The 26777-nt window shown below is 56.4% G+C and carries 21 protein-coding genes; 17 read left to right on the forward strand and 4 right to left on the reverse strand.

Annotated elements, in window-relative coordinates; translation table 11 throughout:
- The first annotated feature begins 142 nt into the window (after positions 1-142).
- From Poly59_RS23040 to Poly59_RS23075, 8 genes are all read left to right on the forward strand, one after another.
- Positions 143-784, forward strand: coding sequence for a DUF502 domain-containing protein (locus Poly59_RS23040; RefSeq protein WP_146536452.1), 642 nt, complete (start codon positions 143-145; stop codon positions 782-784).
- 101 nt (positions 785-885) lie between these two features.
- Complete coding sequence (locus tag Poly59_RS23045; RefSeq protein ID WP_246151876.1) at positions 886-1971, forward strand: DMT family transporter; 1086 nt, start codon at positions 886-888, stop codon at positions 1969-1971.
- 46 nt (positions 1972-2017) lie between these two features.
- The gene (locus Poly59_RS23050) at positions 2018-3073 is read left to right on the forward strand and encodes a Gfo/Idh/MocA family protein (RefSeq protein WP_146536453.1); all 1056 of its coding nucleotides are present in this window, start codon (positions 2018-2020) and stop codon (positions 3071-3073) included.
- Positions 3074-3212: 139 nt separating this feature from the next.
- Entirely contained in the window at positions 3213-6227 is a 3015-nt protein-coding gene (locus Poly59_RS23055) for an AsmA family protein (protein WP_146536454.1), read from the forward strand.
- Positions 6228-6374: 147 nt separating this feature from the next.
- The gene (locus tag Poly59_RS23060) at positions 6375-7511 is read left to right on the forward strand and encodes a polysaccharide biosynthesis/export family protein (RefSeq protein WP_246151877.1); all 1137 of its coding nucleotides are present in this window, start codon (positions 6375-6377) and stop codon (positions 7509-7511) included.
- Between the two features lie 233 nt (positions 7512-7744).
- A complete protein-coding gene (gene ychF, locus Poly59_RS23065) occupies positions 7745-8836 on the forward strand; it encodes a redox-regulated ATPase YchF (protein ID WP_146536455.1) in 1092 nt (363 codons plus the stop codon).
- Positions 8837-9068: 232 nt separating this feature from the next.
- Positions 9069-9641 carry a hypothetical protein gene (locus Poly59_RS23070; protein ID WP_146536456.1) on the forward strand — a complete coding sequence of 191 codons (573 nt, stop codon included), beginning with the start codon at positions 9069-9071 and terminating at the stop codon, positions 9639-9641.
- Between the two features lie 17 nt (positions 9642-9658).
- Positions 9659-10012: an amidohydrolase gene (locus Poly59_RS23075; RefSeq protein ID WP_146536883.1), complete on the forward strand. Its 354-nt coding sequence runs from the start codon at positions 9659-9661 to the stop codon at positions 10010-10012.
- 20 nt (positions 10013-10032) lie between these two features.
- Here Poly59_RS23075 and Poly59_RS23080 read toward each other — a convergent pair whose 3' ends face one another.
- A complete protein-coding gene (locus Poly59_RS23080) occupies positions 10033-11550 on the reverse strand; it encodes an MFS transporter (protein ID WP_146536457.1) in 1518 nt (505 codons plus the stop codon).
- A gap of 222 nt (positions 11551-11772) precedes the next feature.
- On the opposite strand from Poly59_RS23080, the gene Poly59_RS23085 reads away from it, so the two are divergent.
- The 9 genes from Poly59_RS23085 (at position 11773) to Poly59_RS23125 (ending at position 22686) form a co-directional block, all read left to right on the forward strand.
- Positions 11773-12357, forward strand: a complete 585-nt coding sequence (locus Poly59_RS23085; RefSeq protein WP_146536458.1) for a glutathione peroxidase — start codon at positions 11773-11775, stop codon at positions 12355-12357.
- A gap of 307 nt (positions 12358-12664) precedes the next feature.
- Entirely contained in the window at positions 12665-13990 is a 1326-nt protein-coding gene (locus Poly59_RS23090) for an adenylosuccinate synthase (protein WP_146536459.1), read from the forward strand.
- A 13-nt stretch (positions 13991-14003) separates the two neighbouring features.
- Positions 14004-14762 (forward strand): polyprenyl diphosphate synthase, encoded by a 759-nt coding sequence (gene uppS / locus Poly59_RS23095; protein ID WP_146536460.1) that lies wholly within the window; start codon positions 14004-14006, stop codon positions 14760-14762.
- Positions 14763-14890: 128 nt separating this feature from the next.
- Positions 14891-15835: a phosphatidate cytidylyltransferase gene (locus tag Poly59_RS23100; protein ID WP_146536461.1), complete on the forward strand. Its 945-nt coding sequence runs from the start codon at positions 14891-14893 to the stop codon at positions 15833-15835.
- 144 nt (positions 15836-15979) lie between these two features.
- The gene (locus Poly59_RS23105) at positions 15980-16975 is read left to right on the forward strand and encodes a PhoH family protein (RefSeq protein WP_146536462.1); all 996 of its coding nucleotides are present in this window, start codon (positions 15980-15982) and stop codon (positions 16973-16975) included.
- Positions 16976-16995: 20 nt separating this feature from the next.
- Complete coding sequence (locus Poly59_RS23110) at positions 16996-19356, forward strand: HD family phosphohydrolase (protein WP_146536463.1); 2361 nt, start codon at positions 16996-16998, stop codon at positions 19354-19356.
- Entirely contained in the window at positions 19325-19957 is a 633-nt protein-coding gene (gene ybeY / locus Poly59_RS23115; RefSeq protein WP_146536464.1) for an rRNA maturation RNase YbeY, read from the forward strand. Before Poly59_RS23110 ends, ybeY begins: the two co-directional genes overlap by 32 nt.
- The gene (locus tag Poly59_RS23120; RefSeq protein WP_146536465.1) at positions 19954-21243 is read left to right on the forward strand and encodes a hemolysin family protein; all 1290 of its coding nucleotides are present in this window, start codon (positions 19954-19956) and stop codon (positions 21241-21243) included. The genes ybeY and Poly59_RS23120 overlap by 4 nt, the downstream gene beginning before the upstream one ends.
- Positions 21244-21369: 126 nt before the next feature.
- Positions 21370-22686 carry a citrate synthase gene (locus Poly59_RS23125; protein WP_146536466.1) on the forward strand — a complete coding sequence of 439 codons (1317 nt, stop codon included), beginning with the start codon at positions 21370-21372 and terminating at the stop codon, positions 22684-22686.
- A 74-nt stretch (positions 22687-22760) separates the two neighbouring features.
- Here the strand turns inward: Poly59_RS23125 and Poly59_RS23130 are convergent, their stop codons facing one another.
- From Poly59_RS23130 to Poly59_RS23140, 3 genes are all read right to left on the reverse strand, one after another.
- Positions 22761-23684, reverse strand: coding sequence for a glutaminase (locus Poly59_RS23130; RefSeq protein ID WP_146536467.1), 924 nt, complete (start codon positions 23682-23684; stop codon positions 22761-22763).
- Positions 23685-23786: 102 nt separating this feature from the next.
- Positions 23787-25235: an NAD-dependent succinate-semialdehyde dehydrogenase gene (locus Poly59_RS23135; RefSeq protein WP_146536468.1), complete on the reverse strand. Its 1449-nt coding sequence runs from the start codon at positions 25233-25235 to the stop codon at positions 23787-23789.
- The gene (locus Poly59_RS23140) at positions 25228-26754 is read right to left on the reverse strand and encodes a sodium/proline symporter (RefSeq protein ID WP_146536469.1); all 1527 of its coding nucleotides are present in this window, start codon (positions 26752-26754) and stop codon (positions 25228-25230) included. Before Poly59_RS23140 ends, Poly59_RS23135 begins: the two co-directional genes overlap by 8 nt.
- Positions 26755-26777: the final 23 nt, after the last annotated feature.

A 26777-nucleotide genomic window follows, 5' to 3' on the forward strand; every position in this document is an offset into this window, starting at 1 on the left:
CCGTCGAAATGCGACTTCGGGCCAACACGGTAGGTTATGAGCAGTCGCGGGATTCGTTTTTGCCTGGATTGTTTCGCCAAGACAACGAATCCAAGCTTGACCGACGACGACTTGAAACCAAATTTTACGGAAAACGTTGCTGATGAGAGCGAAGATTAACGAATCGGTCGGTTTTTTACGCTCGACGGCAATCGGTGGACTGTTTTTCTTACTTCCGCTGGCGGTGATCATTGGATTGCTAGGGCAAGTCTATGGAATCGTCGCGGCGGTGGCTGGTCCGCTGGGTGATTCGCTGCCGGACTGGGTCCCGGTCAATTCGGCGATGGGGATCGCATTTCTGTTTTCAGCATCCGTTGCGACAATCGTTGGAATGTGCTTTTTCGCTGGCGTAGTGGCTCGGCGAGCGATCGGTCAAAAGTTTTCGTCAACGATTGAAAAACAGTTGATCACGGTGTTCCCGAAGTACGCGATCTACAAAGACCTACTGGCCGGCAACCTGAAACACGACAGCGACGGTCCTTCGCTGACACCGGTACTCGTTGAATGTCCCGAAGGATTCCGAATTGCGATGGAAGCCGATCGGTTGCCCGGCGGTCTGGTCGTCGTCTACTTTCCCGGTGCGCCGGACACTTGGATCGGATCCGTGGTCCTGGTCCCGGCAGACCGAGTCCGCTCGACCGACCTCGACTTCAATGAGACGCTCGGCGTATTTGAACGCTTGGGCCGTGACTCGAGTGCTTTCTTGGCGCCGATCGAATCGCTGACTAAGCCACCGCCAGCGTAAGGTTAAGCGGCTAACCCAAGTCGGGCTCGACGTCTAAGCTGTTCGCAAGTCAGACTTGCCGCCCGCGGCTTCCTTCACGCCTGAATCGATACGACCCTCCCTTGTCACCCGCCTCTCCCACATTTGAAAGTTCGGCCAGCCAACGCAATCGCGCGATCATCATGTTGATCCTGACCAATGCGATTTGGGGTGCGACGTTTCCGATGATGAAGGGACTGAACTTTCAAGTCGACGCGCACTTTGGCGTCACCGACGTGACCGCGTCGGGTTGGCTGCGTTGCTCGGCGGCGGCTTGGATGATTTCAATTCGATTCGGGCTTGCCCTGGCGATGTTCGTCGTTTTCTTTCGCTCAGTGATGCGGCGAGTTCGCTGGCCGCACGCGATTTCCGGCGCTACGATGGGCGTATTTTTCTTCTTTGGAATGCTCGTTCAAGTCATCGGGCTAGGCACGATCTCGGCATCACGCAGTGGCTTTTTGACCAGTCTGGCAGTCGTGTTCACGCCGCTGTTTTCGACAATCCTTCGGCGGCGACTGCCCCGCGCCACGGTGATGGCAGGAGTCGCCGTCGCACTGGCCGGCGTATCGGTATTGACCGAGATGGTGGTGATCGGTGACGGATCCGTTCGCATTGCCAGCGACGCGCTGCAGCGATGGACTTGGGGCGACTCGCTAACGATCCTTGGCGCGTGCTTTTTCAGTTGCCACATTTTGTTGGTGGACGTGCTGGGCAAACGATATGAATCGATCGCGTTCACACCCGCGATGTTTGCAACCGCGATGGTGCTGGGCGGTGTGACGTTTGGACTGCTGAAAACGAGCGTTCCAGAAATCCCGATCGATCAATCGTGGACTAGCCTGACCGTCCAACCACAATTCTTTGGTTTGATTGCCGCACTCGGATTGTTTCCGTCACTGCTAGCGTTCGCGTGGATGAACAAATACCAACCGTACCTATCCGCCGTGCAAGCGGCGGTGATTTACACCAGCGAACCGTTCTTCGCATCGACATGGGCAATGTTTCTGCCCGGCATTTTGGCGGTTTTCTGTTCGGTTCCCTATCTCAACGAATCATTCAGTTCACCACTGCTAGTCGGTGGCGTGCTGATTTTGACCGCGAACGTATTGGCACTGTGGCCACAAAAATCTAGAGCGAACGAAAAACCGAACGACGTCACAATCGTCTAACCTTGATGTGCATTCGCACTCAAACACCACTGATAGAAATCTTCCGATGAAAAAACTTCGAGCTGCTGTGATTGGTGCCGGCTACTTCAGCCACTTTCATTACGACGCGTGGTCTCGAATTGAAAATGTTGAAATTGTGGCCTGCTGCGATACCGACGAAGGTCGGGGCAACAGTGTTTCGGCCCAGTACAACATTCCGGCGGTATTCACCGACGCACGCGAGATGCTGGACAAGTGCGAAGTCGACTTTGTGGACATCGTCACTCGGCCCGACACACATCTAGCAATCGTCGAACAGATTGCCCAGCGCGGCATCGCGATGATCTGTCAGAAACCACTGGCGCCGACGCTGGACGAAGCCAAGGCAATCGTGGACATCGCCATGCGGGCTCGGGTGCGTTTGATGGTTCACGAAAACTTTCGGTTCCAGCCCTGGTACCGAGAAATCAAAAAAATGCTCGATGCCGGGACAATCGGGAACCGGCTGCACACGATCAGCTATCGCAACCGAGCCGGTGACGGATACGGCGATGATGCCTACATGGCTCGCCAGCCGTACTTTCAAACAATGAAAAAGTTTCTGATCCACGAGGCGGGTATCCACACGATTGACACGTTTCGTTACCTCGGTGGCGAAATCCGGCGTGTTTGGTGCGTGACGCGAAAACTGAATCCCGTGATCGCTGGCGAGGACACGGCCATTTCGATCATGGAGTTTGAAAAGAACGGGCTGGGCCTTTACGACGCCAATCGGTTCAACGAATCGACATCCGAAGACCAACGCTACACGTTCGGCGAAGTGATGGTGGAAGCCGACCGGGGCACCATCCGGCTCTACGACGACGGACGGCTGACGATCCAGATGCTCGGCAAAGCCGAACGGGATCACATATACGCACACAGCACCAAAGGCTTCGCCGGCGACTGTGTCTTCACGACTCAGCAGCATTTTGTCGATGGCCTGATCGCCAACTCGCCGTTCGAAACCGATGGTCCGAATTACCTGCGTTCGCTGGCGGTCCAGGAAGCCATGTACCGATCGGCGGAAAGCGGCCAATGGGAAGCGCCGATTCTGTCAAAAGGCGTCAATCGCTGGGAATAAGGACGAGAAAGCGGGTAGCGGCGTCGGCGGCGAGTTTCGTACGCTGCAGATAGTCCGGCTTTCGCGGTTCATCGTAAAATTCAGTTTCACGAAATTGTGTGAGCCAAACTTTTTAGAACCAGAACCGAGATCTGCTCCGATGACGAACTGCGTTTCGCGACGAATCCCATCGATCGGGCGTTTGCCGTTCGTCGCGTGTCTGACCTGGGTGTGCCTCACTTGGGCTTGCTCAGGCGTCGCGATGGCTCAGCAAGCGGAAAAGCCGGCTGCGAGGGTGGCAAATCAGCCTCGTTATTGGACGACGGAATGGTCGCTCAGCGATATCGATGTTGGCAAGTTGGCAAATCGACTAGAACTGATCGGCATTGAAACCGGGCTGGATCTGTCGGGAACCGTTTCCGTCGAATTCCAGGTCGGCATTCCGATGACCTCGCTGCGAGACGCGTCGGCGTACCGGTTCGACGGAACGCTGACCAGCCCTTCGCTGGAAGTTGATGGCGTGCTGCTGAAGGAACTTCGCACCCACGTCGTCTATCGCGATGGGGTAGCGACGCTGCAGAACTTGAATTCCCAAATCATCGATCGCGAGCGTCCCGAAGAATCGACCGGTTCGATCGAAGGAACCGCAACCGCTCAGTTAGTTCCTCGAAAAGATCTCAGCGCCGATGTCACAGTCACCGACCTTGCCGTCGCCCCACTCGCTGAATTGATTGCGAAGTTGTTAGGGCGAACCGACGACAGGTTGCCGAGCGACGGCAAGTTTTCGGGGAACGCGAAATTCAACGTGCCGCTGGAAACGGCCAGCGAGATCGCAACGTATCGACTTGATGGGAAGTTCAGCGGACGTGGGCTTCGCATCGCTAATCTTCCGCCAGCCGACTTTGACGCGGATCACGTTGAAATCGAAGAAGAACGCTTGGTCGTCGATCGATTCACGCTGTCGACAGGCACCAGCGATAACACGGCGGAGACGATCCGGTTGCTCGGAAACGCGAGCCTGCCATTATCCAAAGACGGCGGTGACTTCCATTTTGCAATCGACGGCGATGACGTGCCCATCGGAAACGTTGTCGCGTTGATGGCTCAGCAGAACGGTCCAGACAACTCTTCGTTTGTCAGCGGAAAGATTGACTTCCGCTTGATGGGCGACGGAAAACTGGCGGACAAAATTGCCCAGTCGTCCTGGAACATCCGCGGTTCTGTGGCTTCGCCAAAACTATCAGTCGCTGGCGTCGACCTGGGAACGGTCGAACACGACATCGAGTTGACGCCGACGGTTTTCAATGTGACGTCCAAACGGGATACGGAGACGTTGCCAAAATCGTTTCGGCTGATCGCTTTAAAATCGGCCTTTACGATCGGCGATGAATCTCTCGTCATCAAACAGATCGACGCCACGCTCTTTGACGGGAATCTTTCAGGCTCCGCCACGATTCCGTTTGTGGAATCGGGCACCGCGACTGCGAAGCTTGAACTCGATGGAATCCAACCTCGCATCGAACTGTCATTGGCCGGGCGAAAGACCATCGTGACGGCCGGAATCGAAGGCAACTTGGATTGGCAGGTGCCAATGGGAAAGGTCGACCAACCGGACCAACACAGCGGACAAGCACGCCTATCGGTGACGGGAATCACAATCGGAGACACAGACGTTGGCGCAATCAAGGCAGTCGCATCAGCCGAAGCCGGCAAGATCTCGCTGAACGCCAATGGCCGTTTGTTCGATGGCTCAGTCACAGTCGCGACGACCGCCAACATGCAAGCGGGCGACCGCTGGTCGGATGTTACTTCGCGTTTGGCGGCGACCGTCATCGAGTTCGACGAAGTAAAAATCGATCGACTGATCAAGGACGTGACAACGTCGACGATTGAAGTCACCGGACTAGTATCGGGCAAAGTAAGCGTCAGCGACTGGAACACTCACGCCCCCGACAAAGTCGAGTTGCCATCGGCCGATGTCCAGCTAGAGATTTCACGGTTTAGCCACCGATCGCGTCTGTTGTCGCGGTCGATGCGATTGGAAGGAAAACTGCGAAACAACATTTTCGACGTTGCTTCCCTTGTTGGCGACTACGCCGAAGGCAGCACTCACGCGCGGGGGCGAGTTTATCTGATCGACGAAAGCGGGACGCTGCATCCTCGCGCAGACCTCCGCGTTTCGGCCAACCGAGTCAATCTCGCACAGTCGCTTTGGTTCTTGGGTGATACTGCCGAAGACTACCAAGGTCGCGCATCGGTGTCGGCGACGGTTGCCGGATATCAAGACTCAATTCGCGTTCGGGGCAGTGCCGATGGACGCGAACTGTCGCTTTATGGGTTGCCGCTTGGCAAGGCTCACAGCGGCTTGATGGCCGAAGCCAACGTAGGACGCAAAAGCTGGAAGGTGCGTTTTCCCAGCGTGCGATCGACCCAAGGCGGCGGTCAGGTCGAGGGTGCATTAGCGCTCAATTCCACTCGCAGTGGCGGGCGAGGCATTGATATGGAAAGCCGCTGGAACACTCGCCGAGTCGACATTTTCCGACTGTCAAACGAAGTTGGCCGTTCGACTTCGTTGGCGCGCGGTGAAATCACGGGCGACATTTCCTTGAATGGAAAGTCGATTCAAAACCTGGCCGACCTGAGCGGTCGGTTCAACTTTTCACTGGGTCAGACCCGCGGCGCCGGCATCCCTGGCCTGGTCGCAGTTTCACGCTTCTTGGGGCCAATCTCGCTGGTCAACCAAACCTTCAATGTCGGCGAAGCCAAAGGGATCATTGGCGGCGGTGCGATCACGGTCGACGAGTTTTGGCTCGGCTCGGATGCGGCGCTCGTGCAAGCCGATGGAAAGGTGTACATCCAAGGTGGCCGATTAGACATGAACGCGTTGATTGCGACGGGTGACTACCGCGACATCGCCGCAAACTTTGCGCAATTGGCTCAACAGTACGCACTGCGAACTTTGTTGCCGACATCCGCAATCTTGGACGTGACTGAGTTGCTGCGAGATCGGACGCTGGTCGTCCGCGTGATGGGGACGCTTGGTGACCCGATCATTCGAGTCCAACCGGTGCAAACCTTTCGCGAGGAAACCGCCCGGTTTCTGCTTCGTGAGGGCCAGCGATTGGTTTTGGCGGGGATCACCGTCGGAGCGGCCGATGGTCTAACGACGAAATAAGCCGAGTCCGTTCGCTGAACTTTGTGCCGGTCATTCCGAATCTACCGGTTCTGTTCATTGCAACACGCGGATCGATTGAGCACGGCTGATCGGGCCTGTTGAGCCGATGGCACTCATGGAAACGATTTCACGGGAACAGGTGACACGATGTCTCGCAACGATAAAAACAACTGGATCGATCGATTCGTATGCGTCCGAACATTGGGCTTGATGGTCGGGTGTTTCTTATTGAGTGGTTGCAGCACACTTGGATTGTCGCTTTACCCATCGAATTCGACGTTGACGAAAGACGCCGAAGCGGTGCTGGATGCCTCAAAAATTCCGGTCTGGCTGCCACGCGAGAACGCGAAATCGGTTTTACCGCCGCATGCGCTCGAACCAGGCGACTCGTTGTTGATCGAACCTGTCAGTTTGGAACGTGACCTGCGTTTGCCGGCTGACCAGGTTGTGTTGGCCGACGGGACCGTTGACTTGGGACCGTACGGGCGTGTCATCGTTGCGGGCCGCGATCTCGAACAAGCCGAGTCGTTGATCGAACAGCAGATCGCCTATCAGTTGCGTCAACAGCGAGATTCGTGCAAGGAATTGGCTAGCGAAGAGGATCGCAAAGCCATCGACGCCCCAGCGCTTCCCGACGATTGCGACGCGATCGCTGTCAACGTACGAATGCTTGAACCGGTGCATCGGTTTTACGTGCTCGGCGAAGTCAATGCGCCGGGATCGTATCCACTAGCGGGATTCGAAACCGTTCTCGACGGGATCGTTGCAGCGGGCGGTTTGACCAGCAGCTCGAACCCTTGCAAGATCCTGTTGGCGCGGCCCACCGATCCTTGCGGGGGCCGAATCACGTTGCCGGTGTGTTATCGCGAAATCGTACAACTGGGCAACACGTCGTCGAACTACCAATTGCAACCGGGCGATCGGATCTTTGTCTCGTCACGGTCGTGCATGGACGAGCTGATGTTCTGGCAAGCCAGTCGCACTTGCGAGCGATGCAAAGGTTGCAACAAAGCGTGCGAGAACCCACCGGTCACATCCGCGCGTCCGATGGCGGGCGTCGCTAACACGATGATCGCACCGGGCAGCGTCGGATGGATGCGGCTAGCGAATGACCCGCTGCGACCGAGCGACCTGATGGAACCGAATCAACCCGGTCCCACCGCGGCCCCCGCGTCGCCATCGACATTGAAAGATTATCTCAACAACTCGACCGAGCCTGGCGCATCGGCGACGACAACGGAACCTTCGGACGTCGACGGCGAACTCAGCTTTCCATCGTTTTAGCGGTCGTTCGTTCAGAAGTTTCGCTTTTTGATTTAAGGGCAACGCCCCGTCGATTTGGCTAGCCCAGTCCAACGGGCTGGGCTAGGCAATTCGCTGTGCCTTCGGTCGGGAGGAAACCGAAAAACGCGGCTTCAATTCTCTGGGGTTCGACCGTCTGGGGCTGGCCTGATAGGATTTGCGGCCACTCGCGTCCTCCGTCATCTCTTGAACTGAAAAAGCCAGAAGTAAGCCCCATGGAAGCTGGAATCGTCGGCTTGCCCAACGTCGGCAAAAGCACACTTTTCAACGCTCTGACCGCATCCAAGGCGGCTCAAAGCGAGAATTACCCGTTCTGTACGATCGAACCCAATGAGGGCATCGTCAGCGTCCCCGACGATCGCCTGACTCGGATCACCCAGTACATCGTTCCCAAAAAAGTCATTCCAACGACGTTGAAGTTGGTCGACATCGCTGGAATCGTGAAAGGTGCCAGCGAAGGCGAAGGTCTGGGCAACAAGTTCCTCAGCCACATTCGCCAAGTCGATGCGATTGTTCAGGTCGTCCGCTGCTTCAATGATCCCGATGTGATTCACGTCGCCGGCACCGTCGATCCGCTGGCCGACATGGAAACGATCGAAACCGAATTGATGCTGGCCGACATCCAGACGCTCGAAAACGCGTTGCCAAAAGCCGAAAAAATGGCTCGCGGCGGCGACAAAGAAGCAAAACTGCGTGTCGATGCGATCAAGAAATGCAACGAACACTTGGCCACCGATCAGCCGCTGCGAACGATGGAATTGCCAGACGCCGAAAAGATTGCAATTTCCAGCTACGGGCTGATGAGCGCAAAGCCGGTGCTGTATGTCGCCAACGTCAGCGAGAATGACCTGGAAGGCAAAGATCCACTGGTTCAAAAGGTTCGCGACCAAGCTGCCAAGGTCGGCGCCGACGTGGTCTGCGTTTGCGCCAAGCTGGAATCCGAACTCGCCGAACTGGACGAACCGGACCGAGCCGAAATGCTGGCCGAAGTCGGCCTGGAAGAGCCTGCACTGCACACAATCGCACGCGGCGCCTACAAGACGCTTGGCCTAGAAAGCTACTTCACAGCCGGTGAAAAAGAAGTTCGGGCGTGGCCGATTCCCCGAGGCGCGACCGCGCCGCAGGCGGCTGGTGTGATCCACAGCGACTTTGAACGGGGCTTCATCCGCTGCGAGGTCTACACGCTGGAGGACCTGGAAACCTACAAATCCGAAAAAGAAATTCGCCAGGCCGGTAAACTACGAGTCGAAGGCAAAACGTACGTGATGAACGATGGTGACATCTGTCACTTCCTGTTCAACGTGTAAGGACCTATTTGGAAATAGCTCGAATTCACAAGTAGAAAATCACCCTCCCGCTTGCGGGAGGGTCGGACGCGGCAGCGGCCGGGGAGGGCCGTAAGTAAAACCCTCTCCGGCCGCTACTGCGTCCGACTCTCCCAGAGGGAGAGTGATATTACGAACTTATTTCCGCACGATGCCCTGAGGTCTTGAAAGCCTCTAACAGCCCCCCCGCTTCCCACCTCCTTTCGAGAGTTACATGAACAAAATGTGGATTCCAATTTGTTTCGCGTTGTTGACTGCGTTTTTCTGGGGCTGCTACGGTCCGTTGATCGGTAACGCCAACGCGCCGATGGTGGATGGGGCGAAACTCTGGTCGCCGTACAAGCCGTATCTGTTTGTCGGTGTCGCCTATCTGGTCATTGCGATCATCGGCGGCGCGATCATGATGAGCGTCAAAGGTGACACATTCAATTTCTCGGGTGTCCATTACCCAACAATGAAGTGGGGATTCTTGGCGGGCAGCTTCGGTGCCATCGGTGCTCTGTTTTTGACGTCCGCAATGATGACCAGCAAAGGCAACGCGGCGCTCGTGATGCCAATCGTCTTCGGTGGTGCCGTTTCGGTTAGCGCGATCATTGGACTGCTGCGTCTGCACGGTGGCGTCACGATTAGCCCCCTGTTGTGGGTCGGTTTGGTCACCACCGTGGTTGGTGTCACGCTGACCGCGATGAACACGCCACACGGTCACGCACCGGCGAAGCCAAAGGCGGAAACGCCTGTGGTTTCAGCCGCGGACGAATCGCCGATAGCGACGGAAGAGCATGTTTGATGGGCCAGCCGAGTGAGATGGACCAGCCGAGTGACCCGATGAGCCGAGTCCGGGCGATCGACGACCAAGTAGCTCACGTCTGGATGGTGCGAACGTTCTTGAAGCACGCGGACGAGGCGGAAGAGGACGAAGACTTGCGAGACGTGGTTCGCAACCTTTACGACTTCATCTTGGCAGTCGGCCCGGTCGCGGAAGTCGAAGACCCGGCGGTGTACTTGAAGATGGCCAAGAAAAAACTCGGCCGCCTGCGAAAGGCGACCGAGTTGTATGAAGTGATTCAGCCCGAGGTCAGCGGCCACACCAATTTTGCGATGGCCGCCCGGTCGCTGCGATTAGCAGTCGACCGAATCATCTCGCTAGTGACTGGCTGAGCGTTTTACCGCTCGGCGTCTTACAGTTCCGCGCCGGGTGCCGACTCGCCCAAGGCGTCGACATGGTGGCCTGACTTGGGTGCTTTGAAGCCAAGCAACAGGATCAGATAAAGCACTGCCATTGCCGCTGGAACGATCGCGGTCATGCGGATCGCCATGCGGCTGCCGTACAAGGTTGCTTCGCCGACCGGGCCAGCGTCTTCGGCTGCGAATTCCTTGTTCTCGTTCCACCATTTCGCTTGCTCGCGAAGACCGGCAAATGCTTCGCCGTCGATGGCATCGCCTGCGATTTCCACATCTGACAAGATTGACGCACCGTTATCGGCGATCATCCCTGCCTTTGCGCCATCGATACCCGTGATCGCCGGGAAGACCAAGAACTTATTCTCGTTCGGAGCTTTGACGCGAGCGAACGTCTCAGGATTGTTTTCCTGGATGTACTGCGATGCGAAATAGTCTTGCTTGTAACCGATCCCAGGACCGCCCAACAAACCAGCCGACGTCATTCCGACAAAGCCCATCAACGCCATCGCGACGGTCGCACTCTGCGGGAATCGCTCGCCAACCACACCCAACATCGTTGGCCACAGGAAAGTCTTGCCGATACCGTAGATCGTTGCTGCCATGAACATGAACGGCACGCTGTTACCGATGCTGATCAAGTACAAGCCAGTGGCACCGATGACCGCGCTGACCAGCAACAATCCCAGCGATGAAATTCGGTGAACAATCGGTCCAGCAAAGAAACGCAAAGCCGTCATCAAGAGCGACGTGTAGATGAACAACGCGGTACCAAGAGCAGCACTCTTCAAGATGCCGCCGGTGATCTTGTTGATCCAACTGTCAGTTCCCAATTCAACGTAGCCGACGCACGCGTGAGCGATCAGCAGGATAAAGAAGAACGGAACCAACAGACGAGCGAACATGCCGCCGTAGGAAACCGATCCGGACTGAGCATCCGTTTTCGGGAATACTTCTTTCAGCGCGATGAATCCATAAATTGCCGCCGGAATCAAATACGTCGCCAACAAGATTTCCCAACCGATGCTGTCCTTCAAGAACACGATCAGACCGCCCAGAACCAAACCAGCAGGCCAGCCGGCATGCAGGATGTTTAGATAATGGGTCTTCTGTTCGGGAAACAGCGTTGCCGTCAGCGGATTAATTACCGCCTCGCAGACTCCGTTACCGACCGCAAAGATAAACGCGGACCAAAACAGAATCATATACACCGCGTCCTTCCCGGCCGCGTTAAACACCGGCGTCGCCGAGAACAGCATGATGGCCGAGACAACGTGGCACGCCAGAGCGAACAACATCAGCGGCTTGTAACCAATCCAGTCGACCAACAAACCGGCTGCCAGAATGACGAGGCCGAAACCGAGCAGACCGCCACCGGTGATCTGACCGAGCTCGGTCATGGTGAAGCCGTACTTGTTGGACCAAATATCCAGCAATCCACCACGGACGGCAAAGCCGATGCCGGCAGCGATCAATGCGAGGAAGCCGGCGGCCAGGAGCGTTTTGCGATTTTCCATAGGTGGGTCGAAATTATGAGTATGGGGGTAGGGAGCCGGAAATGCTGCCATTCCCGGTTAACGGCGTCAAGTCTTCCGCGAGCATTCCGTGAAGAAGATGAACGTAATTCGCCGGGACGTGCGTTGCCACTGTTAGGCTCGCTATACTTAGCCAAGAAGTGAAACTTTTCGCTTCCCCACCTTTTGACACCTACCTTTCCCTTTCTGCGGAGACCTCCACCGATGCGTTCGATCCTTACCCTCACACTTGCTTTTGCGACCCTAACTTCGGTGTTCACGACGATGGCTTTAGCTGACAAGCACGAAGGCGAGCATGAATGCGCGCTCAATTTCAAGATGAAAACAATCGATGGCGATACCGTCGACCTCGAAGACTACGAAGGCAACGTCGTGCTGGTCGTCAATGTCGCCAGCAAATGCGGTTTGACCAAGCAATACACGGAATTGCAAAAGCTTTACGAAGCCAACAAAGACGCCGGTTTGGTGATCTTGGGCTTCCCTTGCAACCAATTCGGTGGGCAAGAACCGGGCACCGAAGCCGAGATCAAGACGTTCTGCAGCACGAAGTACAACGTCAGCTTTCCGATGTTCAGCAAGGTCGATGTCAACGGCGACGGAGCCGCACCGATCTACAAGTACTTGACCAGCAAGAGTGTCAAACCGGTTGGCGACGGCAAGATCAGCTGGAATTTCGAAAAGTTCCTGATCGACCGCGAAGGCAACTTGGTCCATCGTTTCGCCCCTCGAACCACTCCGGATGACGCGGAATTCGTCGCCGCCGTCAAAGAACAGTTGGCCAAGAAGTAAGCAGAGGCCCACAAATCCGTAGAACAGGCTTTTAGTCTGTTTCGGTGCTTTTGGGCGTTCAGGCTCAGCGGGCGATCCGTCGATCCAGCCCCCTCCGTCGATCTAGCCCCTCCGTCAATCTAGCCCCTAGGCCGAACGGCCTGGGTTGATTGGCAGCGGCAGAACTGGCTGCCGGATTGCACAAAGCTCAAAACGGGGGTTTCTGACCCCGTTATTGCCACCGATCGCGCCGGGGCGTACGCTTTTCGCTTTCCGCCTCGGGTCTGTGGCGGCATTTTAACGGTGTTTGCCAGCGGGAGCGTGCGCGGTGTCAGGAACTTGTGTAATCGGACTTCAATGGGGCGATGAGGCCAAAGGAAAACTCGTCGATCTGCTGGCTCCCCAATTCGATTTGGTGGTCCGCTATCAGGGCGGTGCCAACGCGGGACATACCGTCGTCGCGGGCAGCGAAACTTACAAATTGCACCATATCCCTAGCGGGATTCTGCACCCCCAAGTCCAAAACTTGATCACGCCGGGCGTCGTCATCAACCCAACGACCATGTTGGACGAGATTGACGGGCTGGCGAAACGCGACGTCAACTGCCGCGCCAATTTGCGGATCAGCGAGCGGGCTCACCTGGTGATGCCTTGGCACATGGCCGAAGACAAGTTCATCAACGCGACCAAGATGAAGGGCGAGTCGATCGGCACGACCAACCGCGGAATCGGTCCCTGCTATCGCGACAAAGTCGGCCGCACCTATGCGATCCGCATGTCGGACTTGATCCAGCCCAACCGCGACGAACGAATCGGAACCGTCGCCCAGCAAAAACTCGACTTGCTCAAAGGCATGGGCGCGCCGGCCGAAGACTTAGACTCGATCGCACCGGAAAAAGTCGTCGCATTGGCGGCCGGATGGGCCGACCGTTTGCAGGACATGATCGGCGACACGACCGATTTCTTGCTGGACGCGTGCGAAGCCGACAAGCGAATCTTGTTCGAAGGGGCTCAAGGCGCCTTGCTAGATATCGACCACGGCACGTTCCCGTTTGTCACCAGCAGCAACAGCAGTGGCGTCGGCGTTTGTGCCGGTGCCGGCGTTCCACCGCGCTGGATCAACCACACGCTTGGCGTCTGCAAGGCGTACAGCACGCGAGTCGGTGGCGGTCCGTTTCCGACTGAACTAGAAAACGAAACTGGCGAAAAGATTCGCAAACTTGGAAACGAATTTGGCACCACCACCGGCCGCCCTCGGCGCTGCGGTTGGTTCGATGCCGTGGCGGTTCGTTACACAGCCCGCCTGAGCGGCGTGACGCGACTGGCCCTGATGATGATGGACGTGCTGGCACACTTCGAAGAACTGCAAGTCTGTGTCGCCTACGAATTGGACGGCAAACGGATCGAACGACTGCCCGCCGACGCGGACCAGTTGCGTCGCTGCAAGCCAATCTTGGAAACGATCAAAGGCTGGAACTCGCCGGTCGATGACGTGCGACGCGTGGAAGATTTTCCGCAAGGCGCGCTCGACTATGTCAAACGCATCGAAGAACTGGTCGGTGTGCCGGTTGGCGTTTTGAGCGTGGGTCCCGATCGTGCGCAAACGATCTTCACCGAGGCAGCGGCCGAGTTGCAGCTCAGTCCGATTGCTTAACGATTGAATAACGATGGCTGAGCCAGATTCAACGATCGATCGATTGGAAGACATTCCGCCGGCGGACCGACCGGCGCACATCGCAATCATCATGGACGGCAACGGCCGATGGGCGACGTCGCGGGATTTACCGCGAATCGAAGGCCATCGCCGCGGCGTGAACACCGTCCGGATGATCAGCGAGACGTGCGCGGAATTGGGCGTCGAAGCGGTCACGCTCTATTGCTTGTCCAGCGAAAACTGGAAGCGTCCGCAGCCGGAACTCGACTTCCTGATGCACTTGTTGGAACAGTACTTGGTCGAGGAACGGCGGACGATCATGGACCAAGGTCTACGATTGAAAGTGATCGGTCGTCGCGATCGATTGCCGCCCGGCGTGATTGAAGAAATGGACCGCACACTGGAAATGTCGGCGGCAAACCCAGGCACTCAGTTGGTTCTGGCGATCGACTACGGCGGTCGCGACGAGATCACTCGGGCGGCACGTGATCTTGCCATTGATGTCGCCGCCGGAAAGATCTCGGCCGATTCGATCGACGAAGCAACCTTCGCGAGTCGGCTGTCGACGGCCGGACTTCCTGAAATTGACTTGATGATCCGCACCGGCGGTGACATGCGAGTCAGCAATTTTTTGTTGTGGCAGCTTAGTTATGCAGAGCTGTTTGTGACGGAAACGTGTTGGCCAGATTTTTCACGTGCTGACTTCTTGTCGTCGATCCGCCAATTTAAAACCAGACAACGTCGCTTTGGCGGTTTGAATGTTAACGAGTAGATATGCCAGCTCGAATTCACTCTCCCTTTGGGAGAATGAGATACAGAACTGCTTTCCGTACGATCTCTTCATTCGACAAACCGTCAACAGTTTCGTTGCTGGAACAAGAGCACCAAGGATGATTCGATTTGTTAGTTGACCGATTACGTTCGTCCGCAATTCTGCTTAGCGTTGTGGCGCTGTTGATTTATCTAGATGCGAATTACTCGCGCGTCGGCGCCGAAGGACTTTGGTTGCTGCCGCTGCTGTTTTTCTTTTCGATCGGCACAGCCCACGACATGTGTGGACTGCTCACTAAATCGAACCATCCGGTCGCGCGACCTGATGTCATGATCGCCACGGCAATGGTGACGGTGTCGGCTGCGATTCCGCTAGCGTGGCCGTTGTTCGGATCGGTGTATCCGGCGACGTGCCCGATCGGACGTCTTGGCTGGATCGTGATCGCGGGCGTCGGCGCGACGTTTGTCATCCTGATTCGCGAGATGAATCGTTACGCAAAAGGCGAATCGGGAATCATTGAGCGAACAAGTGCGGCGGTGTTCGTGTCTCTGTATGTCGGGCTGCCGATGGCACTGCTTGTTTCGCTGCGAACGATGGGCGATGGCAACTGGGGATTGGCGGCTCTGATCACCATGATCGCAACGACGAAGTCCGCCGACGCGGGCGCTTATTTCAGTGGAAAGACCTTTGGCAAACATAAACTGGTACCTCGGCTCAGCCCCGGAAAGACTCGCGAAGGCGGCATTGGCGGCATCGTGGTTTCGACGATCGTTGCATTCGCGTGCCTGACTTGGCTTTTTCCTGCAGTTGCCGGGACCGCCGTCGGACCGATCGCGACTCCATCGATCCCCGGACTCGACAATCCAATTTTTGGTGCGATGTTGCTCGGGCCTCTGCTGGCGATCGCCGGGATGATCGGCGATCTGGCTGAATCGCTGGTCAAACGGGCGGCCGGCGCCAAGGACAGCGGAGGGCTACTGCCGGGTTTGGGAGGCGTCTGGGACGTTACGGACTCGCTAATTTCGGCGGTCATGCCTGCGATTCTTTGTTTCGCAGCCGGTGTCGGCAGCTAGACAATATCACACGCTCAAAAACCAAGCCCCCCGCCCGATTAGCCACGACTCGCTGAACCAGGGCCGTAATGATTTATTGCCCGACCGCCCGACCGTATACAATTACAACTCACGTCTGAACAAACATTCCCCACCAGGCGACTTATGACCGAAGCCACGCTTTCGATCACCGATCCCAGCGAAATCCTGATTCTGTTCGGGCCTCGCGACCAGCACCTTCGTAAATTGCGGCGTTTGTTTGACGTCAGCATCACTCAGCGGAACGGCCAAGTGCTGGTTGCTGGCGAAGAAGCCGGCGTCCAGAAAGCCACCCGGACCCTGGAAAAGCTGCGTCATTTGACTCGAAAACAGGGCGAATTGTCCGCCGGCGACGTCAATAAAGCCGCCATGGAAGAAGGCGCGATCATCGAGGGTACGGTTCCGGCCGGACCGATCGGTGAAGAGATTCAGATCCAACATGCTGGCCGCCGCATCAAGCCACGCACCCGCGGCCAGGCCCAGTATGTAGACGCGATTCGGGCACATGATTTGACATTTGCGACCGGTCCTGCCGGTTGCGGAAAAACGTACTTGGCGGTTGCCATGGCGGTCGAAGCCCTCCGAGCCGGCGCGATCCGCAAAATTGTGCTGGTCCGCCCAGCCGTCGAGGCGGGCGAGAGTTTGGGGTTCCTGCCAGGAGATTTACGCGCCAAACTGAATCCTTATCTGCGACCATTGATGGACGCGTTGGGCGAGATGGTGGATTACAACCAAGCCCGCAACTTGATGGAAGAAGACGTCATCGAAGTCATCCCGCTGGCCTACATGCGTGGACGCACCTTGAACGACGCCTTCATCATCTTGGACGAAGCGCAGAACACGACGGTCGCTCAGATGAAGATGTTCTTAACTCGAATGGGTGAACACAGCAAAATGGTAGTCAGCGGCGACGCGACTCAGTTGGACTTGCCGCGAGGCGTGACCAGCGGACTGCGCGATGCGGTTCGTCGGTTATCAAAGATTGAAGCGATCGGTGTCGTGGCATTGCAGGCCAGCGATATCGTGCGTCACAAGTTGGTCCAACAGATCGTCGAAGCCTACGATGATGACGATGCCAAGAGCGAAGCCTCACGAACAGGAAACACCAACGACCGGTCGTAAATACGATCAGGTCGACTGCCATGAGCGGTGCAAGTAAAAATCGAACTCGCCAAGAACGCGTCGAGTCACTCGGAATCCAAAAACCTCGTTGGATTCAGTGGTGGCAAAACAGCGACAAGGCTGACGTATCGTCTCGCGTCGGCATCGCGCTAATCGCAGCCTTGGCGCTGCTGTTGGTTTGCGAGACCTGGCGACCGCCGTTCGCTTACCGGCTCAACGCAATCCCAGCGCGCGATCTGATCAGCCGCGTCACGTTCGAAGTTCCCAACATTGACGAAACCAAGACGCTGCAAGATCGCAAGCGCCGCGAACAACTGGCTTTCTATCGCAACCGGCCTCAGCCGATCGACCAACTCAACGCGGCTTTACGCGATCAACTGTTTTTGGTTCTAAGCGCACCGTCGTTCGACAGACTGACAGAAGACGAACGAAACGCGTTCGCGCAATTTTACGAAGACGATGAAACCGACCCCAACGATACGCCGGCCAATCGCTTTTCGATGCTAAAGACGGTATTGGCGTCGGACCCGGAACTCAAAACGCTCGATGACGCAATCAAAGTTGCGATGCGAGACAATTATCGGTTCGGGCTGATCATGGCACTGCAACACGTGCCCGACCAAGGTAGCCAAGAACGGATCAAGGTCTACCCAGTCGGCCGACCGGACGAAGTCGAGTTCGTCGAAATCGCCGACGCCCGAATTGCTCAGGCCGGTGTCGCTTTGGCCAAGCGACTACGCGAACAGTTTCGCACGAAATTTCCAGCCGATGATTCGCAAAAAGTCGCGGGCATGATCAGCGACTGGATCGTGTCGAAATTGCCCAAATACGAAACGCTGGAATACGACGACACGCTTAGCGAACAAGCACGCCAGGCGGCTGCTGAATCCGTCGTTCCGGTGATGACAACGTTTCGCCACGGCGAATCAAAACTAGCCGAAGCCGGCAAGACACTGCGAGAATCCGACATTCGTTTGCTCAAACGCGAATGGGGTGAACTGGTCAGCAAGATGCAGTGGACCGACAAGGCAATCCGCATGGTCGCTTACGCGGGCATGATCTCGGCGTTGTATCTGTTATGCGCCACCTACATTTTCTTTGTCGATGATAAACGCTTGCTTCTGGATCGATTCAGACTGACCCGAATGTTGGCGGTGATGGTCGTCACGATCGGACTCGGATACTGGGTTTCCGGCGACCGCTGGCGAGGCGAATTGGTTCCACTTGTGATGGCGTCGATTTTGACTGCGGTGGTTTACGGGCGTGAATTGGCACTGCTGCTGATGACGGCGGCCTGCGTCAGCGTGACGTTGTTCCTGGGTTCGAACCTGGCGGAACTGGTGACCTTTGCGGCCGCGTGTACGAGCTGCATCCTGTTGCTCGGCCGCATTCGAACTCGCACTCACTTGCTGTACATCGGTGCCACATCGGCAGTGATCACAGTGTTGACCGTCATCGGTGTCGGCATCGTGACGGGGCAAACTCTTTCGATCGGCGCCCCAGTCGCAGGCATCGATTCGCTGTACCGTGGCCCGCAATTCGACATGGTCGTTTGGGGATTGGTCAAAGAAGCGTTCTGGTCAGGTTTCTGTATCCTGGTCTCGGCCAGCGCGATGACGCCACTGTTGCCACTGGTCGAGAAAGGTTTCGGCGTACAAACCGACCTCAGCCTGCTGGAACTCGGCGACGCCAGCCACCCTTTGCTTCGACGTTTGGCTCAGCGCGCACCAGGGACCTACAATCACTCGATCAACGTCGCGTCGATTGCCGAAGCCGCCGCAGACTCGATCGGCGCGAACGGGTTGCTGGTCCGTGTCGGCGCGTACTTCCATGACATCGGCAAGATGTTCAAGCCTGAATACTTCATCGAAAACCAATCGGCCGGTATCAACCAACACGATTCGCTGCAGCCGGCCATGAGTACGCTAGTGATCATCGCGCACGTCAAAGACGGCGCCGACTTGGCTCGCAGCCACCACCTGCCCGAACCGATCATCGACTTTATCCTGCAACACCACGGCACGACGCTTGTCGAGTATTTTTATCGGGAAGCGGCGCGGCGCAGCGAAGAAGACCCGAACGGCGAAACCGTCAACGACAAAGACTTTCGCTATCCCGGTCCGAAACCGCAAACTCTCGAAGCAGCCGTGATGATGTTGGCCGACACGATCGAAAGTGCCAGCCGTACATTGGTCGACCCCACACCTTCGCGTATCCAAAACTTGGTCGACGCGATTGCCAACAAGAAAATGAGCGATGGGCAATTCGATGAATGCGGGCTGACATTCATGCAACTCGATCGAATCCGCCGCTCACTCGTCAAATCCCTCACCGCGATCTATCACGCACGTGTCAAATACCCCGGACAACAATCGGCTTGATGCCGGCGACGATCTTGATGCCGATCCTTTCGAGATGCCGCCGTCCTTAGACGGCCAAACCAGCAACATCGAAGTCGCAAGCAAGATCGAAGTCGAAGTCAACGTCGATCCTCAAATCTCTGTCGCGATCAATCAACCTCTGATGATACGCGCTATCGCCACCGCCGCCGCGGCACGCGGATTCACCGCTGGACAGATCGGCGTGCGCGTGACGGATGATCCAGCGATTCGTGAAATCAACGCTAAACACTTAGGACACGATTACGCCACCGACGTGATCAGTTTTGGTTACGAAGCCGACTCGCCCTATGTCGAAGGCGAACTCGTCGTCAGCATCGATACAGCGATCAGTCGCGCGGCGGAACTGGGATGGCCAGCCGAGAGTGAATTGATTCTGTATGTCGTTCACGGCACGCTGCACATCTGTGGAATGGACGATCACGACGACGATGACCGCCAAGCAATGCGGACGTTCGAAACCGAAGTGATGACTCGCTTGGGCATCCCTGATATCCAGCGATTCGGCGCGGACACTGAAAACCAGATTGAAAGTGATATTGAAATCACGGCTGAACACTCAAGCCCCGAGGTTCAATCGTGAATGATGTCATCGCGTGGTGGGCGTGCTCGATCGTTGGCTTCGCACTTAGCAGCATCGGCGGCCTTGGCTGCGAATTGTTGGACCGCTTTGCTGGCCGTTCGCTCGAAGCGTATTGCCGACTGAAAAAGAACCGCGATCGCTTTGGCGCCGTTCTTGACCATCAAGACGCGGCCATCGAAGGCAGCGCATACTTGGGCATGATCGGCACGGTCGTGTTCTTGATCTGCGGCACCGGTGCGGTTTTCGCCGGCCCCGACGACCTAGCGATCCGGAATTTGGTGACGTGGGGTGTTTGTGCCAGCGGACTGATGACGTTGATTCATGTTTGGATCCCGAACTCCGTAACCCGGTTCGCTTCGACGCCAGTCTTGTACCATTCGTGGCCATTTTGGCGCACCTTGTCGATCGTGATGCGTCCGTTAGCGGCACCTGGTCAACTGATTGATTTAGTTGCGCGTCGTTTGATGGGCACTGAAGAAAACGAAGACGAAGAAGAAGAGCAACTCGAAGACGAAATTCGAACGATCATCACCGCCGGCACCCGCGAAGGCTACTTTGGTCCCGGTGTCCGCGAAATGATCCAAGGCGTGATGACACTTCACGACGACACGGTCGGCCACATCATGACGCCGCGAGGTGATGTTGATGCGATCGATGTGGCTTGGGGTTGGGACAAGGTCTTGGAGGATATCGTCGAAGCCGGCCGAACTCGTTTCCCGGTCTATTCCGGCACACTCGATAACACCGTCGGGATTCTGTACGTCAAAGACTTGCTGCCGTTTTTGGTGGACGGCTCTACGCCTGAAAAACAGTTGACCGAAATCATGCGGCGTCCGTGGACCGTCCCGGACAACCGCAGTGTCGAGTCGATTTTGCGAGAATTTCTGCACAGCCGGTCTCACATGGCGATCGTGCTGGATGAGTTCGGCCAAACCGCTGGCGTGGTCACGATCGAAGACGCGCTTGAAGAAATCGTTGGCGAGATCGTTGACGAATCTGACGAGGACGAAGAATTCGGGATCCACATCATCGATGAAGAGACGGTGGAAGTGGACGGTCGAGTGATGATCGACGATCTGAACGAAACCGCAGGCTGGGAACTGCCCGAGAGCGACGATTACGAGACAGTTGCGGGATTCGTGCTGTTCCATTTTGGCGCAATTCCCGAGGAAGGCCACCGCTTTACGATCGACAACGTCGAAATCGAAATTTTGACCGCGACCAATCGGAAGATCGAATCCATGAGAATCCGCCTGGTGGGCAGCGAAAACCAAAAGGTCGGATAGCGGATCGCTCGGGAGCCGTCGCCTGGTCGCAGTCTGATTGCCGCTTACTTGCTGCACCGCTAAACTGGTTCACGGCGGAAAACCGAGATCTGCAACAACCTAAAAACCGATTCTTTGGAAGCGTGAATGACCATGAAAGTCGACCTATCAACCGAAGACGCCGGTACCGCCCGAGTTGTCTACGATGGGCAGGAATTTGATCTGCCAGTGATCGTAGGAAGCGAAGGCGAGAGAGCGATCGACATCAGCAAGTTGCGTGGTTCGACCAACCTGATCACGCTCGATGAAGGTTTCGTCAACACAGGATCCACCCGCAGCGCAATCACATTTCTGGACGGCGAGAAAGGAATTCTGCGTTACCGCGGCTACCCGATCGAAACGCTGGCGGCAAAGTCGGACTTCATCGAAACAGCCTACCTGCTGATCTACGGCGAACTGCCAAACGAAAAACAAGCGTCGGATTTCCGATCTGGCATTCGTGAACACACGATGATTCACGAAGACATGCGGTCGTTCTACAACGGCTTCCCACGCGATGCTCACCCGATGGCGATCCTGTCGTCTGTGGTCGGTGCTCTATCGACGTTCTACCAAGACTCGATGGATCTGAACGACGAAAAGCAAGTCGAAATTTCGATCTATCGCTTGCTCGCCAAACTTCCAACCATCGCAGCCTACAGTTACAAAAAGTCGATGGGCCAACCGTTCATCTACCCAAATAACGAACTGAGTTACTGCGAAAACTTTCTGCATATGATGTTCGCCACTCCGGCACGCGACTACATGGTCGACCCGGATTTCGCCGAAGCGCTCAACTTGCTGCTGATCGTTCACGCTGACCACGAACAGAACTGCAGCACGTCGACCGTTCGGATGGTCGGCAGCAGTAACGCAAACCTATTCGCATCGATCAGCGCTGGCATCGGCGCACTGTGGGGACCGCTGCACGGCGGTGCCAACGAAGCCTGCGTCAACATGCTCGACACGATCGCCAAAGATGGCAGTAATGTCGAAAAGTATGTCGCCATGGCCAAGGACAAAGAGAACGGGTTCCGCTTGATGGGATTCGGCCACCGTGTCTACAAAAACTTTGATCCGCGTGCAACGATCATTCGCGCAAGCTGCGAGAAGCTGCTGGCGAAATTGGACTTGGACGACCCGTTGTTCGAAGTCGCTCAGAAACTAGAAGAAGTCGCGCTGCGAGATGAGTACTTCATCGAGCGAAAATTGTATCCAAACGTCGACTTCTATTCGGGCGTGATTTACCGAGCTCTGGGAATCCCAGTAGCGATGTTCACGGTTCTGTTTGCGATCGGACGATTGCCCGGATGGCTAGCACACTGGCGTGAAATGCACGCGAACCCAGGCACACGTATCAACCGCCCTCGCCAGATCTACACTGGATCGACCGAACGCGAGTTCACCGCGATCGAGAATCGATAAAAACCAGTAGCCGATTGAGATAAAGCCGTCTCCGACAAAGCACCACTGGGCGACTACGCTGGAACAGCGTTTGGCTAAACAAAGACCGACCAACCGGTTGCTTTGACCAACGCTTCGAGCGCCAAGCTTCCCACCGCTGAAGTCCCGGCTTGGTTCAGGCCCGGCGACCAAACCGCGACCGCGCCATGCCGCGGCGCGATCACCAGGATGCCTCCTCCGACACCGCTCTTGCCCGGCAGCCCAATCCGATAAGTGAAGTCGCCGCTGTTGTCATAGTGCCCACACGACATCATGACCGCATTGATACGTCGACATGCTTGGCTGCTTACCATTTGCTGACCGCTGATTGGGTCGCATCCGTCGAACGCCAGGAACAGTGCGGCTCGAGCAAGTTGGCGGCACGTCATCGCGATCGAACAGTGACAGAAGTACGCCGCCAACGTTTCCTCGACGGGGCACTTTATGTTTCCGTACGACTTCATAAACGATGCGAGGGCTCGATTTCGTTCGCCCGCCAATGACTCGGATTCCGCGACAGCCTGATCGACTTTGATCGAGTCGTCATCAGCAAGTCTTCGGATTCGGTCCAGCAATTCAGCGATGGTCTTTGACGATCCAAGCCGCTCGACTAAATGGTCTGTCACGACAATCGCACCCGCGTTGATCAATGGATTGCGAGGAATCCCGCGTTCGTGTTCCAACTGGACGATCGAGTTAAATGGCGACCCCGAAGGTTCACGTCCCACCCGTTCCCACAACGTGTCGCCCACCACACGAAGTGCCATCGAAAGCGTGAAAACTTTCGAAATGCTTTGGATCGAAAACAACTCATCCGCGTCGCCGAGGCAAGATTGCGTGCCGTCACCCAGCACCACCGCGAGGCCAAACTTCCGAGGATCCACTGCCGCTAGTGCAGGAATGTAGTCCGCGACTTTGCCCTGACCTCGCATCGGTTCGACCGACGCTTCAATCCCTTGCAGTACACATTCCCAATCCATTAGATCTCAGTGATAAAGTCCAAGTAACGAACCGACGTTGGTCTCAACGAACGAATATCGCAAACACGCCAGAACGACAGCCTAGCGTATTCAACGGTGAAATCACGAGGGGCTCGGCACTGCTTGAGCTTCGATGAAGTCGTGCAGGCCTTCGACGCCACCTTCGCGGCCGAATCCCGATTGCTTCATGCCCCCGAACGGAGCTTCCGCGGTTGGGCCCGACCCTGTGTTGCAGCCGACGTGGCCGAAACTGAGCCGTGCGATGACGCGCTGGGCACATCCGTCGTCACTGGTGAAAACATACGCCGCCAATCCGTACTCGGTCGAATTGGCTGCGGTGATGACTTCCTCTTCGTCAGCAAATTCGATGATCGGAGCTAGCGGACCGAATGTTTCGTCTTGCACACATTCCATCGCCGACGTCACACCTCGCAACACCGTTGGCGGAAAGAAATTTCCGGTGCCATGGTTGACCATGGTCGATCGTTCACCGGCGATGAGTATAGCGCCTTTCGCGAGCGCGTCATCGACGTGACGCTGAACTTTGGCCACCGCGTTTTTATCAATCAGCGGCCCCATGTCGGTGCCTTCAACCATTCCATCGCCAACCTTCAAAGCCGCGGCTCGTGCGGCAAGCTTTTCGGCAAAGCTGTCCGCGATCTCGCGCTGCACATAAACACGATTGGCGCACACGCATGTCTGACCGGCACCGCGAAATTTGTTTGCCATCAAGTGCTCAATCGCTTTGTCGATATCTGCATCGGCAAACACAATGAACGGTGCATTGCCGCCCAGTTCCAACGCCAAACGCTTCAAATGCGGTGCCGTCGCCGCCATCAATTTCTTGCCCACTGGCGTTGATCCGGTAAAGCTGATGATGCGAACGGCTGGGTGTTCGCACAACGCATCGCTGATCGGCCCGGCTGGCCCAAGCACTAAGTTCGCCTTGCCCGCAGGCAGATCCAACGACTCCATTAACGAGAACAACGCGATCATCGACAGCGGCGTTTTGGACGACGGCTTCACCACACAGCCACAATCAGCGGCCAGCGCCGCAGAAAACTTCTTAGCCAACATCGCTAGCGGAAAATTCCACGGTGTCACCAGCGCCGCAACGCCGGCCGGACGATAGTGCACCATCCAGCGGTGACCGCGAGGACGGTCGGGCAGTTCTCGTGGTTTCAAATGATCGATACAGCTCGCATAAAAACGAAAGAAGCTAGCGGCATAGTCGGCTTCGCCCATCGCTTCCTTCCACGGCTTGCCATGCTCGTGCGTGACGATGCGGCCAAGCTCTTCGCGATTCTTGATGATCAGATCGGCAATTTGATCCAGCCATGTGCGTCGCTGTTCGATCGTCGTTGGCGTCGCCAGTGTCCGCTCGGCTGCTTCGATCGCGCGAATCGTCTCGTCGCGGCCCATCACTGGCACGACCGCCACCATTTCGTCAGTCGCAGGGTTGATAACCGTTTGAGTCTTTCCCGAATCGGCGTGTGCCCATTTACCGTCGATGTATCCCGCAGCATTCTTTAGCAGTGGTGAATCAAGCATGGTTGATTTCCTTATCCCAGGGTTTGTGTGAATGATCCAGCAAGGCTTGGCCGCGATGGTCCATTAGGCTGACAACAATAGCAACGATCATCGAAACCGCGAACGCGGGTGGCAACTCGGACAACGAAGCAAAACTGTCGCCGACCAGTGGCAACTGCGGCGCAATGAATTTGAAACAAGGCACACTTACGAATCCAGCTAGCATCGCCGCCAACGCACCGCGTGCGGTCAACTTGGTCCAGTAGAGCGACAGAATCATTGTCGGACAAAACGTTGCCGAAATTCCTGACCAACCAAAGATTGCGAACCAAAAAACCGTTCGGCCTGGCACGAGTGCCGCCACCGAAAATGCGATCAATAGCGAGTCGCCCGCAAGTCCGAATGTCACCCATCGACTGCGACCGAGCAATTCAGTGTCGGACATCTCGGGGTGCCTTACCTTTTGGTAATAGTCACGCACAAACGCACTCGACGCCAAAACCAACAACGAATCAACCGTCGACATGATCGCGGCCAACACGATCGCAATGTACAAACCGATGCCCCAATCCGGTACCGATTGATCGACTAGCATCGGAAGCACATGCTGGCCACCTTGTCCGAGCCCGTCTTCAAGCGACTGGTCCGGCGTCATCAACAACGCACGCCCCACCATGCCGACCAGCACCGCACCAAGAGTCGCCAGCAGCGTCCAAATCACGGCCACGATCGCTCCGGGACGAATTTCCTTTTCTGATCGCATCGACAAGAAACGCACAAAGATTTGCGGCGAGCCCAGAAAGCCCAAACCGATGGCGAGGAAACCCAGGATCGTAAAGAACGAACTCCATCCCGGCCCGGACGGACCCCATAGCGACATCAACCTTGGATCCTGCGCATGGATCCGTTCGACCGCCGTATCCATGCCGCCGACTGCCATCAACCCGAAAACTGGCAAGGCCACCAGACCTAGCACCATCAGGCAAGCCTGAAAAACATCGGACCAAACTACCGCAACAAACCCGCCGCTGACGATATAGCAAAGCACAATCGAAAACCCAACGACTGCGCCGACGTAGTAGTTCCACCCTAGAAAGCTTTCGAATGCAGTGCCGATCGCGTCGATTTGTGCGCTGACGTAGATCGTGACGAACACGACTAGCGTCAAGGCAGCGACCAATCGAATCCGCTGGGTCTTGTCCGCCAATCGCGACTCCAAGTAGTCAGGAATCGTGATCGAGTCGTAACGATCGGTCATGCGTTTGAAGCGACCGCACAAAAATATCCATGCCGCCGCGACCCCCACGACTTCGCCCAGAACCACCCACAACGCCTGAGCCCCAACGGCGGCGCCCATTCCGGTCAAACCGATCAACAGCCACGCCGACTCGCCCGTCGCGCGTGACGAAAACGATGCCGCCCAAAAACCAAACCGCTTGTCTCCGGCATAGTAATCTCGCAAATCCTTCATTCGTCGCGATGCAACCATTCCGATCACTAACAGAATGACAAGATAGATCGCGATGCCGATCAATTTCATAGCGGTCTCAGTGGAGGGAACTC

The sequence above is a fragment of the Rubripirellula reticaptiva genome (assembly GCF_007860175.1).
Classification (GTDB): domain Bacteria; phylum Planctomycetota; class Planctomycetia; order Pirellulales; family Pirellulaceae; genus Rubripirellula; species Rubripirellula reticaptiva.